9 protein-coding genes and 1 tRNA gene are annotated in these 15,361 nt (G+C 34.7%); 3 read left to right on the forward strand and 7 right to left on the reverse strand.

Annotated elements, in window-relative coordinates:
- Nucleotides 1–322: 322 nt before the first annotated feature.
- Entirely contained in the window at nt 323–2,329 is a 2,007-nt protein-coding gene (locus OOT12_RS03035) for an AAA family ATPase (RefSeq protein WP_264685384.1), read from the reverse strand.
- A gap of 286 nt (nt 2,330–2,615) precedes the next feature.
- On the opposite strand from OOT12_RS03035, the gene OOT12_RS03040 reads away from it, so the two are divergent.
- Both OOT12_RS03040 and gatC read left to right on the forward strand, forming a co-directional pair.
- A complete protein-coding gene (locus OOT12_RS03040; RefSeq protein WP_264376427.1) occupies nt 2,616–3,536 on the forward strand; it encodes a ribose-phosphate diphosphokinase in 921 nt (306 codons plus the stop codon).
- Nucleotides 3,526–3,879: an Asp-tRNA(Asn)/Glu-tRNA(Gln) amidotransferase subunit GatC gene (gene gatC / locus OOT12_RS03045; protein ID WP_007302647.1), complete on the forward strand. Its 354-nt coding sequence runs from the start codon at nt 3,526–3,528 to the stop codon at nt 3,877–3,879. The genes OOT12_RS03040 and gatC overlap by 11 nt, the downstream gene beginning before the upstream one ends.
- Before the next feature lie 38 nt (nt 3,880–3,917).
- Here the strand turns inward: gatC and OOT12_RS03050 are convergent, their stop codons facing one another.
- From OOT12_RS03050 to OOT12_RS03075, 6 genes are all read right to left on the reverse strand, one after another.
- The gene (locus OOT12_RS03050) at nt 3,918–5,174 is read right to left on the reverse strand and encodes a Tol-Pal system protein TolB (RefSeq protein ID WP_264375327.1); all 1,257 of its coding nucleotides are present in this window, start codon (nt 5,172–5,174) and stop codon (nt 3,918–3,920) included.
- A gap of 9 nt (nt 5,175–5,183) precedes the next feature.
- Entirely contained in the window at nt 5,184–6,818 is a 1,635-nt protein-coding gene (locus OOT12_RS03055) for a ribonuclease J (RefSeq protein ID WP_264375326.1), read from the reverse strand.
- A 169-nt stretch (nt 6,819–6,987) separates the two neighbouring features.
- Complete coding sequence (dnaJ, locus tag OOT12_RS03060) at nt 6,988–8,106, reverse strand: molecular chaperone DnaJ (protein WP_012481762.1); 1,119 nt, start codon at nt 8,104–8,106, stop codon at nt 6,988–6,990.
- 82 nt (nt 8,107–8,188) lie between these two features.
- Nucleotides 8,189–8,266, reverse strand: a tRNA-Arg gene (locus OOT12_RS03065).
- A 262-nt stretch (nt 8,267–8,528) separates the two neighbouring features.
- Nucleotides 8,529–8,837: a hypothetical protein gene (locus OOT12_RS03070; RefSeq protein ID WP_264376426.1), complete on the reverse strand. Its 309-nt coding sequence runs from the start codon at nt 8,835–8,837 to the stop codon at nt 8,529–8,531.
- A 281-nt stretch (nt 8,838–9,118) separates the two neighbouring features.
- Complete coding sequence (locus OOT12_RS03075; protein WP_264685385.1) at nt 9,119–12,205, reverse strand: phosphoribosylformylglycinamidine synthase subunit PurL; 3,087 nt, start codon at nt 12,203–12,205, stop codon at nt 9,119–9,121.
- A 108-nt stretch (nt 12,206–12,313) separates the two neighbouring features.
- On the opposite strand from OOT12_RS03075, the gene OOT12_RS03080 reads away from it, so the two are divergent.
- Nucleotides 12,314–15,232, forward strand: a complete 2,919-nt coding sequence (locus OOT12_RS03080; protein WP_264375416.1) for a PD-(D/E)XK nuclease family protein — start codon at nt 12,314–12,316, stop codon at nt 15,230–15,232.
- The last annotated feature ends 129 nt before the right edge of the window (nt 15,233–15,361 follow it).

Raw genomic sequence — 15,361 nt, forward strand, 5'->3', positions numbered from 1 at the left:
ATAACAATTTTACAAAAATAATATCATAGAATTCAAGAATTGCTACGTGCTAAAAAAAGCAAAATGCTGTTTATAAGAATAAATGGCAAACACTCAACCAATTTCTATTTGTAAATCAGGTGAAGTCAAACCTATAAAAAATTTGGGAGTCTTCATATACGTCAAGAAAGGTAATTTTTTTAAAAATATCTTAAATTTTTGATCAAAAACTACCTCACTCTACACTTCCGCCATTTTCTTCAATTTAAGCTACAGCACCAGCAAGGACTTTTTAACTTGCCAAACAGGTACAGATTTAAAACCCTAAAAACCATTTAAGCAGTTAAAAACTCAGTATAGTTTGAGTTTGATCAATTTCAACATTACTAAGTGTTGTATTTGCCTTATACAAACAGTAACATCCTGCTGCAAGAAAAATTAATGCAGCTACAGCGAATGAAAGACACATTGCTAAATGAAACATTGTCAAACTTGCACCAACAGCAGATGCTCCAGATAATACAAAAGAAATAGAGGCGTAACTACCTTGCCTTTTACTATTAGTGCTTGCTCCTAAGAATTTTTCATATTTACTATTTAGCTCTTTAACACGATTCTCTAGTGTGCTTTCATGTTTCTTGAGTTTGGTTGTTACCATATTCTCGAATTCACTCTGTAGTTGAGTATATTTTTCAGTGATAGTCTTTAGATTATCCTTTAATTTAGTGTATTCTTCAGTGCATTGAGTTATTTTAGTTAAGTCTTGCCTTACACAATCTAGATCTTGTTTTACGTTGCTGTTCTCAGAGTCAAGTTCTGCAAATCTTTCATCGTATTCTTCCTTTAGATTGTTAATTTGAGTTTGTTTGGCCTCAAGTATCTTAGCTATTTTTTCATACCATTGCTGTATACCTACAACATCTGAACTACTATTTGCAGAGCTATGACTTTCTACATTATCTGCATTATCAATATGAACGCCACTGCTAAAATTGGGTTTAGGACTATTAAGTAATTCTAGACCACCATTAACTTGCTCACTTTCAGGCCCTTGAGATTTCTTCTTCTTAATTGCCTTAATGAAGTGATTCGTGTTAATAGTGATTTTTCCTTCAATTTTAGAAAAATATATAATATCCCATGCTGTTTGATTTATTAAATATTCTAACTCAGCTCCCGAGAAACCATCAGTTTTATCTGCAAGTTTTCCAGTATCTACTGTAACTTCCAACTCTTCAATACCTTTGAATTTTTTTATATATAAGTCCAATATATCCTTACGCTGGGCCTTACCTGGCAAAGGAATTTCAATATGATTAGAGAGACGGCCCGGCCTAATAAACGCTTCGTCTAAAACATCTTTACGATTAGTTGCAGCAATCACTGTTACACCTTCTAGTGGGTTGAAACCATCAAGTTCGGTTAAAAACTGATTCACAAGGCTGGTGCATGATTTAGCATAAGCAGAACTATTGTTACCACGTTCTGCAGCAATACAATCAATTTCATCTATAAAAATCATACAAGGAGCATTTGCTCTTGCCTCTTTAAAAAGTTTTCTTACGTGCGCTTCACCTTCACCAACATACGATTTTTGAAATTCAGAGGCAGAAACACTAATAAACTTTGCGTTGGCTTGACATGCAATTGCACGAGCAATTTTGGTTTTACCATTTCCGGGTGGACCATAAAAAAGATAGCCTTTTTCTGGTTTGTAACCTATCTTTTGAAGTAATGCTTTATTTCTTTCTGGAATAATACCAAGAATCTTGTTTATCTCCTTTTTAACGCTTTCTGGAATTATAATATCATCAAGTGTTGTTTTACTTTCCGATTGAGTTGGATCAAAAATTTCTATTGAAGAGTTACTTTGTGTGAATTTATTTATCAAACTATCTGTTATTCTAAAATTTTCTATACCTTTAACATCAACTTTTTTAAGATCATCTAAAGCTTTTGCTCCTTCATCACCGATCTTGTTGCAATTTACATCAAGTGAAGTAAAGTTTTTAAGATTACCATTAGTTAAAGCTTTAGCTCCTTCATCACCAATGTCGTTAAAACTTAAATTAAGTGAAGTAAGGTTTTTAAGATTACCATTAGTTAAAGCTTTAGCTAAAGCTATTGCTCCTTCATCATCAATTGTGTTGCATGCCAAATTAAGCGAAGTAAGGTTTGCAAGATTACCATTAACTAAAGCTTTTGCTTCTTCATCATGAATAAAACAGTTTTTTAAACTAAGCTTTGTAATATTAGGATAGCTCTGTAAAAAGCTTACTAATTCAGGTACGATTATAGTTTTCCTTTCCAAATCAAGAAAGTTGTCTTTAACAAATTCTCCAAGATTCATTTCGTTTCTCCATTAAGTATATAAACATTTTAATCTATATTTTAATAATTATCAAGTTTTTTATAAATTTAATGAAAAATTATAGAAAATGCTCAGCATCACAAAAAATTTACTTTATTTTTAAGTAGAAAAATAGTACGTACCTTTGTGAAAACGAGTTGCATGATAAGAAAGCTGGTGAAATGTTTCGAGTAACTTTTTCGTTTCTATGATCCACTTGGCGGCAAGAATAAAGTTTTAATCGTTCCATGGTTTCTGTATAATTTTCAAAACTTAATTGGTATATATGAAGGTAATAATAGGTAGCGCTAGTAAACGATTAGGAGATTCAATAGCAAGTGGGCTAAATGCTCAGCTATTCCCCAATCAGGTGTCAAGATTTGCCGATGGTGAGGTAAATGTAGAAGTAGCAAATGATCTACGTAATCAAGAAGTATATATAGTACAATCTCTTTCTTCCCCTGTAAATGATAACCTTATGGAGCTTCTGCTTACAATTGATGCAGCAAAGAGATCTGGAGCCAAGAGAATAACAGCTATTATTCCTTATTACGGATACAGTAGGCAGGATAGGGTTATTAAAAACAATAATATGCAATCTGCTTTAAGTGCTAAATTAACTGCAAATCTTATTCAAACAGCTGGTGCAAACAGTGTTGCTGCTATTGATTTGCATTCAAGTCAAATTGAAGGTTTTTTTGATATACCAATTACTAATCTAAGCTGTTTTGAAGTATTTTTTGGTTCTATATACAAGGAGGATTTGGCAATAGTTGCGCCTGATGTTGGAGCAATTGGTAGAGCTCGTACTTTTGCAAAGATTTTAGAGGAAAAATACAAGTTAGATAATGATATTGTTGTAGTAGATAAATATAGAGAAAAAGCAGGTACATCTCAGGTAATGAATGTAATCGGAGAAGTTGCAAACAAAAATTGCGTCATTGTTGATGATATAGTTGACTCTGGCGGAACATTATGTAATGCAGCTCTTGCTTTAAAAAACCGAGGAGCAAAGTCTGTAGTTTCATGCATTACACATGGAATACTTTCAGGAAATGCAGTTGAGAAAATCTCTTCCTCTTCTCTGGATAAATTAGTAATTACGGACACCGTATTTCACAAATTTGAAAAAAATGATAAGATAGAGGTTGTTTCAATTGCAAATATTTTAATTTGCTTTATGCAAGGAGGTAAAAGTGCCAGCTAGATCAACAGAAGATGTTATCACTTCGTTAATAGAATTTGCAAATAAGAGAAAAATAACAATTACTAAAGAAGAAATGCTTAAAACTGCACAGCTTGTGAGGATTAAGTTATCCGATGATGAGATTCAATACTACTCAAAAGAACTGACAATGCTGGATTGGATACATGATACTTTGTTGAAAGTTAATACTGAAGGTGTTTCTCCTATGCGTTATGGAACTATAGATAAGGATATCCATGTACGCGATGATATTATAAATTCTCAAAACATTAAAGAAGAAATATTATCCAATACAAAATCGGAGCATGGGTATTTCGTAGTACCGAAGGTTATAAACGATTAAGATAAAGCAAGATTTATACCGATTTTATAGATCTACTTTCAAAAATAAGACCAATCTGGTAAAGAAGCATTCGTTGGAGTAAAAACCATTTTTTGATTTTTCTTTACTAAATCTACTAAATATAATTTAGAGTTGCTTGGTGATTCTGCGTTAGTAAAGATAATTTCTCTGCCATTTGGTAGCCATGCCGGAGATTCAATTTTATGCCCCTCTGAAAGCAAGCGCTCTTCTTTGCCATCTGGCTTCATAACTCCTATGTAAAATTTTCCTGACTGAATCTTTGTAAAAGCTATCAGATCTCCTTTTGGCGACCAAACAGGTGTAGCATATCTTCCATTTCCAAAACTAATTCTCTTGGGTTTTTTGCTTTTTTTAGTGAAATCTATGATATATAGTTGCTGACTTCCACTTATATCAGAACTAAAAACCATGTATTTTTGATCTGGAGACAAAGAGGGAGAAGTACTTATAGCTGAACCTTTAGTAATTTTTTTTGTTCGTTTACTGCTTAAGTCTAGAGATAATATATTTGTTTCACCACTCAATGAGTGGGAAATAAAAAGAGATTTACCATCAGGAGAAAATCTTGGTGCAGAAATAACTCCTTCAAATGCGCTGATTATTGATTCAGTGTTATCTTTTAAATTTTTTAATATTATATAGCTTTTACCATTTGTGTATGAGATATAAACAATACCCTTTCCATTTGGTGAAAATCTTGGTGTTGACACAAATTTCTCACCATTTGTTAAGTACTTTATATTACTTCCATCTTGATTCATCACAGCAATTTTACGGACGGATTTGTAATTGCTATCTTTTTCTTCAGCGATATATGTAATTTTTGTATTGAAATGCCCTTTCTCACCAACCAATCTATCATGTATCACATCTGAAACAAGATGACTAATTTTCCTCCAGTCTTTTGACGGAAAAACAACTGACTGAGTGAGTAATTCTCTGTTTGTAAAGCTGTCAGATAAACGAAAAGATAGCTCTAAATTTCTGTTTGATACTTCACTTAAACTTACTGTGACTACAGTATCGCTTTTCCAAGACTCAACTTTCGTGTTACGTTTCACATTAAATAAGCCACAATTAGATAGATTTGTTTCAATTACTTTTGTGATGCTTTCACTTAGCTCACTTTCCACTTCTGTCTTGCATGCACATTTAGATACAACAAGATCAATATTACCAATATTGCTTTTTTTTATATCAACATATAAAACAGCTTTTGTGGAATAAGGAATAAATAACGAAATAAATAACACCAGTTGAACGAATAGCTTCATTCTTTCATTTCATACCTGTTCTATCTGGACTTCAATTATAGGTCTTTTTAGTAAATATTCTTTTAAGATACTAAATATTGAGCTCTCAATTTTATTTCTTATTTTTTTTATCGGCTGTGAGTCAAATGCTGACTCAACCTTCTCTATGATCTTTTGCATAATGGCTGCATCTTCTTGCGCTTCGAAAACACCAGGTGCAAATACTTTTGGCTTAGCAAGCAGTTTATTTTTCTTGTTTACAACTGCTGTCACTACGATAGCTCCGGCATCTCTCATTCTCTCACGCATTTTTATAACGCTGCATTCTGGATGACGGAGTAACATACCATCAATACCAAAGTAGTCGACATCAATGGAGCTAACTTTTTCCCCATTTTCCAAATTAACAATATCACCTGGTGCAATCATTATTGCTTTTTTCACACCGCACTCTTTAGCAAACTTTACATGTGCATCCGTATGAATATACTCACCATGAACCGGAATAGATATCTTAGGTTTTATCAAAGAATACATTTCCCTTAGCTCTGCTTTTACTGGATGTCCGGAAGCATGAACATTCTCTGTTTTTTCAGTAATGACTTCCACTCCCATCTCAATAAAGGCATTGAGCATGTTATGTGCACGAGTTTCATTGCCAGGAATGATTTTTGATGAAAAGATCATGGTATCACCTTGCTGCATTTTAAATGCTTGATGACTCTTAGCGGCAAGTCTTGCGGTAGCTGCCAGTGGCTCACCTTGACAACCTGTGCAAAGTAGCACCAGCTTTTCCCTTGGAAAATTTACTGCCTCCTTTGCTTCTAGAAACTCAGGAGAATCAGTTAAATAACCACTATCCTGCGCAACTTTCACTATTCTCCATAAAGATCTGCCAAGTAAAACCACTTTTCTATTTAGTGCTTTTGCAGCTTGGCTTATTGTTTCAATTCGCGCCACATTCGAGGCAAATAGCGAGACAGCAACCAATTTTTTAGACCGCTTTATTATATTGTAAATATTATCATAAATTTCACTTTCTGACTCAGGGTGATGCTTGCTTAATATATTGGTTGAATCGCAAATTGCTGCAAGCAGATCACCTTTATCGCCAATTTCTTTTAGACGCTCCATATTAGAAGTTAATCCAACAACAGGTTTTGGGTCAAATTTCCAGTCTCCGGTATGGAGTGCACTACCCATTTCAGTGCTAATTAATATTGAATTTGCTTCAGGAATTGAATGAGTTACATTTATAAACTCAACGGTAAAAGGACCCAAATTTATGCTGCCATTTATGTCCACCTCTTTCAAAGGCACTATACCTTCCAATCGAAATTCTTTCAATTTTTCTTTGAGAAAGTTAACCGTAAACTTTGTTGTATATATGGGACATTCTAACTCTTCCCACAGATGAGGCACTGCACCACAGTGATCCTCATGTGCATGTGTAATGATTATTCCAAGCAAATCTTTTTTTCTTTGAGCAATAAAATCTACATCAGCGATGAGCAGCTCAACACCTGGCATAGTTTCATCTGCAAAACCGATACCAAGGTCGATCATAATCCACTTGCCTTGATAATGATATAGGCTAACGTTCATCCCAATTCTTCCTACTCCTCCAAGAGGAAGAAATAAAAACTCATTTTTGTTTATGTTCATTAATTTTAAATTATTAAAATGCGAGGATAGCAAAACTTCGACCTTAAATAAAGGAATTTATCACTTTTGCATAACTTAAAAAAATCTTTTCACTAAAAGAGAAGGCTTTCAAATTGGTAAAAAGAATTAAGTGTAGACAGCTACCTCTTTATATCATTTAGCAAATTTCTCATTTTTTTTTTACTTTTCCAAAGAATCCTTCAGATTTCTGCTCTACACTTTCATGTTCCTCTTCCTCAAGCGCTTTTAATAGCTCAATCTGCTTTTGGGTTAAATTCTTTGGATTTAAAGTCTCAACTATTACCTGTACGTATAAATCACCACGAGCATGTGAGTTCATATATGGCATACCCTTTTCCCTACAACGTAGTTTGGTACCAGTTTGAGTGCCTTCAGGGACCTTTACTTTTATTTTAGCTCCATCAATTGATTGAATATCGATTTCACCACCAAGTACTGCTAGTGTCATTCTTATAGGCACTTTACAGTGTAAATCTGCTCTATTGCGAGTGAAGATCTGATGAGTAGCTATTTTCACACATACGTATAAATCTCCGCTTTTTCCACCTCTTGCTCCAGCTTCTCCTTTACCACTGACCCTTACCTTAGCTCCTTCTTCTATGCCTTTTGGAATTGAAACGGAGATATTTACTTCATCTCTTTTACGCCCACTTCCACCGCATTTCTTACATTTATTTTGTATTATTTCTCCTTCCCCATAGCATGTAGTACACGTTCTTTCAATGGTAAAAAAGCCCTGTTGAGTTCTAATTCTACCGCTTCCCTGGCATGTGTTGCACTGAACTGGTTTGATTGCTCCTTCGCTACCTGTGCCTTGGCATGTATTACATTTTATATTTGTCACATAATGTATAGGTGCTTGTATTCCTTTAAATGCATCTTCTAAGGTAATTTTAAGATCGTAGCGCAGATCTGCTCCAGATACTCCTGTTGTACTTCTTTTTGTTCTTGACCTACTTGTACTGCCGCCGAATCCTCCACCAAAAAAATCGTTAAATATATCGCTAAAATCCCCTCCAGCTTGGCTGAAATCAAATCCACCGGAAGCACCATCGTGACCATAACGATCATAACCTGCTCTTTTTTCAGAGTCAGATAGAACTTCATATGCAGCTGTTACTTCTTTAAATTTTTCCTCTGCTTCCTTATTACCAGGATTTCTGTCAGGATGATATTTTAATGCTAGTTTTTTATATGCTTTTTTTATCTCGTCAGTACTAGCATTTCTGCTCACTTCTAGCAGATCATAATAGTCTTTTTTGTTCATATATAATAGCTCAGTATTTTACCTTTAAAGATAGGTATTACACATATGAATTTCAAGTATGACCTCTATTTCCTATAAAATATGGTGCACCCTGAGCGACTTGAACGCCCGACCTTTTGATCCGTAGTCAAATGCTCTAATCCAACTGAGCTAAGGGTGCTTGCACAAAGTTGACTTTAACAGATTTTATAGCTTATTTCAATTGGTTTAGCTAAAAATAAAACTCTTATCATGTATGAAACCTGTAAGAAATTGTACTAGCTCTCTTAAAGGATAACTTAAGTTAACAGTTTCCAATTACTGTGATTTTAGAACCGCTATCCGAATAAGAGCTTTTCATATTATACTGCCAAGCTGCTAACAAATAGCGGAATGACGGTTATAGTTAAATCTAAACTATTTTGGCTATATCAGAAGACGGGTTATGCAGAAACCTTAAAATACTTCTTGCTTGCCAAGGAGAATAAATACATTCCTACAAACAAGCAGATACTCAATATCGATGCATAGGAAAACTTGAAAATTAAATCTTTAATATATATTGATAAGCATTTACCTGCAGAAATTTTGTATAGTAGTCCAACACAAATAATCGTACTATCAATGACCGATGCTATAATTAAAGTGATGAAATTTGCCATATGAAAATTCAATTTCGACTTTAATTCTTCAAAAACAACTATGCTTGAGAGAAGAGAGATTAAAATTGCAGTATATAGAACCAGTATCATAAAACTAAAATTTTGCAATTTAAAAAGACAGCATATCACTGTACACACTATTAAGCTGTAAGTAGCTTTGCTTCTACCATAAAACTCAACCATTGAGTTTACAACTAAAGTAGCTCCCACAAATAAGGCAGCACATATCATTAATTTATTTGAAGTGTTAAGTAAAGAAAGACTGATAAGCAAGAGTATTGATAAAATGGACATAATCACCTACCCAAATTTAATAATATGCATTTATTTTAATCAGACATTACACATAATGAAAAATTTGTCTAGCGTAATCAAAAGTTATTTAAACTAGTACCTAAGTCTTTCAAATCTATTCTTATAATATCCTTTATATTGAGAGCTTTCTCCTCTGTCACTTTTCCAATACATGAAAAAACTATACCTTTAAACAATTCTTCAAACTTCCGCTGATTTTGCGGGGCAATGGTTACTAATATTCTACTTTGCGATTCAGAAAACATTATTATCTTGTTTATTATGTCTGTATTTTGTGTTTTTCCTATTGGTACTAGTGAAAGATCAATTTCAGCACCAAGGTCTCCTGCAATTAGCGATTTTGCCAAAGCAATAATTAAGCCGCCTAAGTTTGGTGCAATTGCAGAGACAATTATGCCATCTTTTATTGCCTGGTTGTAATGCTCATACAACTTCCTAGCGCTCTTTGCATTAACTTTTGGCACGTTGTTATTATCTATTCCACTATATAACTGATATTCAGATCTACCAAGTTCATCAAGTGTTTCTCCAAGTACATATATCAAGTCTCCCGGCATTTTCACATCAAGCGATACCGCATTTTCAATATTTTCTATAATTCCAATTGCTGAGATGAGTAATGAAGGTGGTGCAGAGATTATCACTTTCTCGCCATTTTCATCATATCCCTTGAAGTCATTAAACATACTGTCTTTTCCGGATATGAATGGTGTTTTAAATGCAGTTGCAAAGTCGTAACAAGCCTCTGCAGCTCTCTTTAGTTGCCACAGCCTTTCTGGATTATAAGCATCACACCAGCAAAAATTGTCGAGCAACGCTAGATGATTTATATTTCCTCCTGCGGCTACATAGTTGCGTATTGCAGTGTCAATCGCACATGCTGCCATGTGATAAGTGTCAATTTCTCCATAACTTGAGCCAAATCCCTGCGATTTTACAACACCTTTGTTTGAAGAAAGGACTGGCCTCGAGACAATAGCTTCACTGCACACTCTTCCCTTGCCTTGCAGTGGTTTCAGTATTGACGATCCTTGAACCTCATGGTCATATTGCACCACTATAAACTCTTTGCTGCGTATGTTTGGTCTGCTTAGCATTTCTTTTAGTGCAAAGGTGTCATTCCAGTGCTTGACACTGGAATCTATCTCAAGCTCAACTCTGCCATCGCACGTATTTTGACATAAAGTTTTAGATTTATTTGCAGACAAAGCCTGCTGGGTTCCAGTGTCAAGCACTGGGATAACAGGAGAGAATTCTGGAATGACAGCGTATGGGTTAGATTTTCCAGACCATGGCTTTGTTTGTAAATGCACTTTGGGATTACCGTCATGCAGAAATTCAGTTTCGATGTCCATTATTACTGCCCCTGGGGGACATTTAACAACGGCTTTGCCACTTTTGTTGAATTCTCCAATTACACAGACCTCCACATCATGTGTTTTCATGATTTGCTTAAACGCAGGAAGATTTTCTTCTGGCACTGCTAAGGTCATTCTCTCTTGTGATTCTGATATCCATATTTCCCACGGAGCCATACCATCGTTTTTAAGGAGAACCTTGCTCAAATCAACTTCAAATCCGTCTTTTCCCATTTCACCAATGGACGATGATAGACCGCCTGCTCCATTATCCGTTATTGCATTATAAAGACCAAGATCTCTTGCTTTTACGACGGCGTTGGATAATTTTTTTTGTGTTATAGGATCACCAATTTGCACAATTGTTGAAGGGCTGTTTCCCGACAATGCCTCTGAAGAAAAAGTTGCACCGTGAATTCCGTCCCTTCCAACTCTTCCACCAATAATTACGATTTTATCACCGTTTTTGGGTTCTTTTATGTGTGAAGGTGCATTATTTATATTCCGTGGAATAATTCCGATGCTTCCAACAAAAACTAATGGCTTTCCACAGAATCTATCGTCAAAGTATACCGATCCAAGTTGCGTTGGAATACCGGAGCAATTACCAGCAACATTAACACCGTGAATCACTTCTTTCATTATATATTTTGGTGGTAAGATTTTATCAGTACGCTCTTTATCTCTATAAAGTTTGCCTTTTGATTCTTTGGCAAAGCAAAAGTAATAAGTATTCATGATAGGTTCTGCACCTTTGCCAAAACCGACTATATCTCGATTAACTCCAAGCACTCCAGTCATTGCTCCACCGAACGGATCGAGAGCTGAAGGACTATTGTGAGTTTCAACTTTATCTACAATCAAGTAATCGTCATCAAAAATTATTCCTCCTGCGTTGTCGAAGAAAACTGACACGCATATGTTAGAATTTATCTCACGCGTTGCACGCTTAATATAATGAGCATATAGACCATCTTTTATTTCATCAATAGGGGAGCAAAAAATATTGTGTTTACAATGTTCAGACCAAGTCTGTGCCAGAGACTCAAGTTCAATATCATATGGATTTCTACCGAGTTTTTTAAAGTAATCCTTTATAGCTTTCATTGCTGCCAGCGAGAGCCCTAAAGTGCCATTACCATCGATTCCATCTCTGCTGATTTTTTCAAGCTCTTGGTCACTTACATTGAGTTTGACAGATTTTGCTCCATTATTACCTGGTGTCATCCCAGTGCTTGACACTGGAATCCATTCTTTTTTTTCCTGGTCACGCGCTATAATGACACCAGGTGGGGTATTTGGTTTACTGTAATACTTCCAATGGCAATTGCCGTTTTCTTTATAGACAAGTGTGCAATATTCAGTAATAGGATTGAATTCCTGTTTTATGTCATCTTCGGTTGGAAAACCTCCTTGACTTAGAATCAATTTTGAACTTCTTGCCTTGATAGAAACACTTTCATCAATGTGGCCTTTGCTCATTAGATATTCTCTAACAATTTGTTTTGCCGTGTTTCCTACGTTATCGGTCATGCCAGGTAAAAAGCTTATCTCCAAGCCCCACTTTGCTTGTGATTCTATGAAGTTATATTGAACTTTTTCAAGGTTTTCATTGTAGGAATAATAACGGCAGTCTTGTATGACTTTATTATAAAATAGCCCACAAATTTCTTCATGTAATTTTGATGGTAATTCTTTGCTTATGTAAATCAAGTAAACATTAACTACCCTTCTGCGGCCAACTTGTTCACATTTATTAAAAACTTCTATTCTGATGTTTGCCATGTAATATTGTGAAAGACTTTAATATATCATAGCATAAGAAACTGCGAGCACATTTATATTTTAAATAATTTCTATACAATAAAAGTGTTGTATTAATTGTTACTGTTAGTGGGAAGAGTTTTTACCGTTAATGTGAATGAGTCCTTTTTCAATGTATTGGTTCAGCACATATTTTCTGAATATGAAAGAGAAAAAATTCCCGAGATAAAGATCATACTTCCCTGCAAGAGGGATGTGATAGCATTGCTGAGTGCATTCAAGAATTACAGAACTATAATTTTGCCAGAGATAGTTTCACTAGAAAACATTGATGAAGAAGATTTAATATTAAATCTTGATAGAGTTAAAGTTATTAACCCGACAAAGAGAACGCTGCTACTCATTCAATTTATATTGGAGTGGAATAAAAAACACAATGATAGTTTTCCAATCGATCTAGTTTACAGTTTGCCGTCATTACTTCAATATACCCAAATAGCGGATTGTTATCAGCTTGATGAGCATTCGAAGAAAATGGAGAATTTCATAAACTTACTTATCAAAACTTGGAATAACACTTTAAAAAATTTAGGAGTAGTAGATATACTAAAGCATAAGAGTGACTACATAAACAATATGATAGCCTCCCTGAAGAAAGATCAGCATATGATCTTTATTGGAATTGGAAAGGAGGAGATTTATAAGTTGTTGATTAAAGCTGTATACGACCTGCCATTTGGAAAGATAATTTTACCTAATCTGAATTTGAAAATTAAAGAGAAAGATTGGCAATCACTTGATAAAAAACATTATCAATATTGCCTGAAAGATCTGCTCGATTATTTAAGTATAGGCAGAGAGGATGTAAGTTTTCTGCCAGAAGCGTGTTCTGATGTCATTCCAGTGTCCAGACACTCGGATCCAGAAAACTTAACTTTAAATGAGTGCACCAGGTGGCTGTCCAATAGAAACTGGATTCCAGTGTCAAGCACTGGAATGACATCATCTACTACTCAAATTACCTGCAAATTACAATGTTCGTACACTAAAAATCAGAGGGCTGGGATGACAGGCAGTCCTGAACTAGATTATGTCTTTGATACAACTGCCGATCTAAGTAAAGTTAGTAATGGATATATTGGCAATATTGAAGTCATCACTTGTGATTCCAGAGAGGAAGAAGCACAGGTGACGTCACTAATTATGGAGAATGAAGGTTATGAAAACGTTTCTTTGTTTGTCTTTGATAAATTACTTGCAGCTCGTATGGTGTGCCCCATATCGAAAAACTATTCTTATGTGACGCTTCTGCTTTATAGTATTGAGATTTTGAACTCAAAATGGAACGGTGTGGCATTGCTTTCTCTTCTTAAACATAGGCTAGTGACTTTTGGTTACGCTCAAGAAGAGTACACTCGTATTTTATCTGAGTTTGAGATAGAAGTATTGCGTAGCTTTGATATAAATGGTCTTAAGGATATTATCAACGCTATTAGTACTTGTAAAAAGCTAAGATATAAAGAAGATATATTAATTATTATCAGTAGATTAGAAACTATATTTAATCTTTTACTTAATCTTATAAATTATCCTATTTCTGATATAGCAGCAGCTCATTTACAGTGTGTTAATGTGCTTTCTAATGTGAATTTTCTAGAGCTAAATGGTGAAATAGGTAATTTTACTCGTGATTTCTTAAATGCATGTGACGGTATAGCAATTGAGTGTTCCTTAGAGTTATATAGTCAAATCCTGATATTATTTTTAAAAAGGAAGTTTTTTTCTCCAGAAAATAACTTTGATAAATTTAGCTTATATCAAAATAAAGTTGTAATACTTGCTGGATTTAATGATATACCAAATTTTCAGAATCCGTTTTTGAGTGCACTGAATAGAGAAAAATTTAACCTTCCTTCTGTGCAAGAAGAGCAAGGGTACTTTTTGTATACTTTGCGCAATTTATTTGGTGCCGGCAAGGTTTATATTACGAGGCTAGTGAGTGATAGAAAATCAATTCTATTGCGCCGTTTGGAAGTTCTGTTACAAGAACCAAAATATCCTTATCGCAATTGGCTAAGAATATTAAATACACCTGAGTGCATTGTTCCATGTACTCAGCCTATGCCAAAACCTCAAGCCAAAGTCAGAGAAGAAAAAATGCAAGTGATGTCTTGCAGTGCGGTAGAAAAACTGATTCGTAACCCTTATTCATTTTATGTTGAATACATACTGAACCTTAGACAGTTGAAAGACTTAAATTTTAAGCCATCGATATTGGAGTTTGGCACTATGGTACACAATATTCTTGCAAGATATTTACGCAACGAAAAGTCGCTGATGAGTATTGCACGAGAAATATTCTCGTCTAATCGATTCCACTTTTCAAATATGTGGTGGGTAAGGTTGCAGAGGATAATTCAATCTTTTGTTGAGTTTGATAGGACTGGAAACAATCAAGTTGAGTTGGAGAAGAGCTTTTCCTATCCGATATTTCATATTCCAGCGCGTGACACACAACTGCGCGGATGCTGTACAACTTCCACTAAGAATAAGGGTGTCATCCCAGTGCTTGACTACTTGGATCCAGAAAATTTGATTGCAAATGAACACACCAGACAATTGTGTAATAAGAGCTGGTCAGATACTCGAATGACAGAGGAAATTTTATTGACAGCAAGATGTGATAGAGTTGAGTATCTACCAGGTGGGCAAGTAGCAATTATAGACTATAAACTTGGTTCACCACCTTCCAATGAGGAAGTTATGTCAGGATTTTTCCCGCAATTAATTTTACAAGCTTTAGCAGTGGAATACACAACAAAAAAAGAAGTCTCGGAGCTTGCTTATTGGAAACTTGATTATGATAAAATAAAGGTTATTGCTTTGAAAGATTATAGACAAAAAATGCATGAATTTCAGAATATTCTACCAGATTTCTTATCTAATTATTTAAGAGATACTACTCCCTTCATTGCCTCTCCTTATTTTGATAAATTCCTGAGATTTAACATCTACAAACAACTAGAAAGGATAGGGGAGTGGTTATAAATTATATCTCCTCTCATCCAGATCAAAATAGCTGGTTGTACAGCTGGTTTACTAAGTGCAGTAGGAGAATTACTAGATTGTGATATAGACTCATCTTTGCTAGACTCAAATAATCATAAAAAAACACTA

The sequence above is a fragment of the Wolbachia endosymbiont (group B) of Parapoynx stratiotata genome (genome assembly GCF_947250635.1).
GTDB lineage: Bacteria > Pseudomonadota > Alphaproteobacteria > Rickettsiales > Anaplasmataceae > Wolbachia.

Excerpts from the sequence above, each read along its gene's own strand:
- OOT12_RS03070 (WP_264376426.1), bottom strand. The coding sequence starts at position 8,837 with ATGATACTGGTTCTATATACTGCAATTTTAATCTCTCTTCTCTCAAGC.
- OOT12_RS03040 (WP_264376427.1), top strand. The coding sequence starts at position 2,616 with ATGAAGGTAATAATAGGTAGCGCTAGTAAACGATTAGGAGATTCAATA.
- OOT12_RS03035 (WP_264685384.1), bottom strand. The coding sequence starts at position 2,329 with ATGAATCTTGGAGAATTTGTTAAAGACAACTTTCTTGATTTGGAAAGG.
- OOT12_RS03050 (WP_264375327.1), bottom strand. The coding sequence starts at position 5,174 with ATGAAGCTATTCGTTCAACTGGTGTTATTTATTTCGTTATTTATTCCT.
- OOT12_RS03055 (WP_264375326.1), bottom strand. The coding sequence starts at position 6,818 with ATGAACATAAACAAAAATGAGTTTTTATTTCTTCCTCTTGGAGGAGTA.
- OOT12_RS03075 (WP_264685385.1), bottom strand. The coding sequence starts at position 12,205 with ATGGCAAACATCAGAATAGAAGTTTTTAATAAATGTGAACAAGTTGGC.
- dnaJ (WP_012481762.1), bottom strand. The coding sequence starts at position 8,106 with ATGAACAAAAAAGACTATTATGATCTGCTAGAAGTGAGCAGAAATGCT.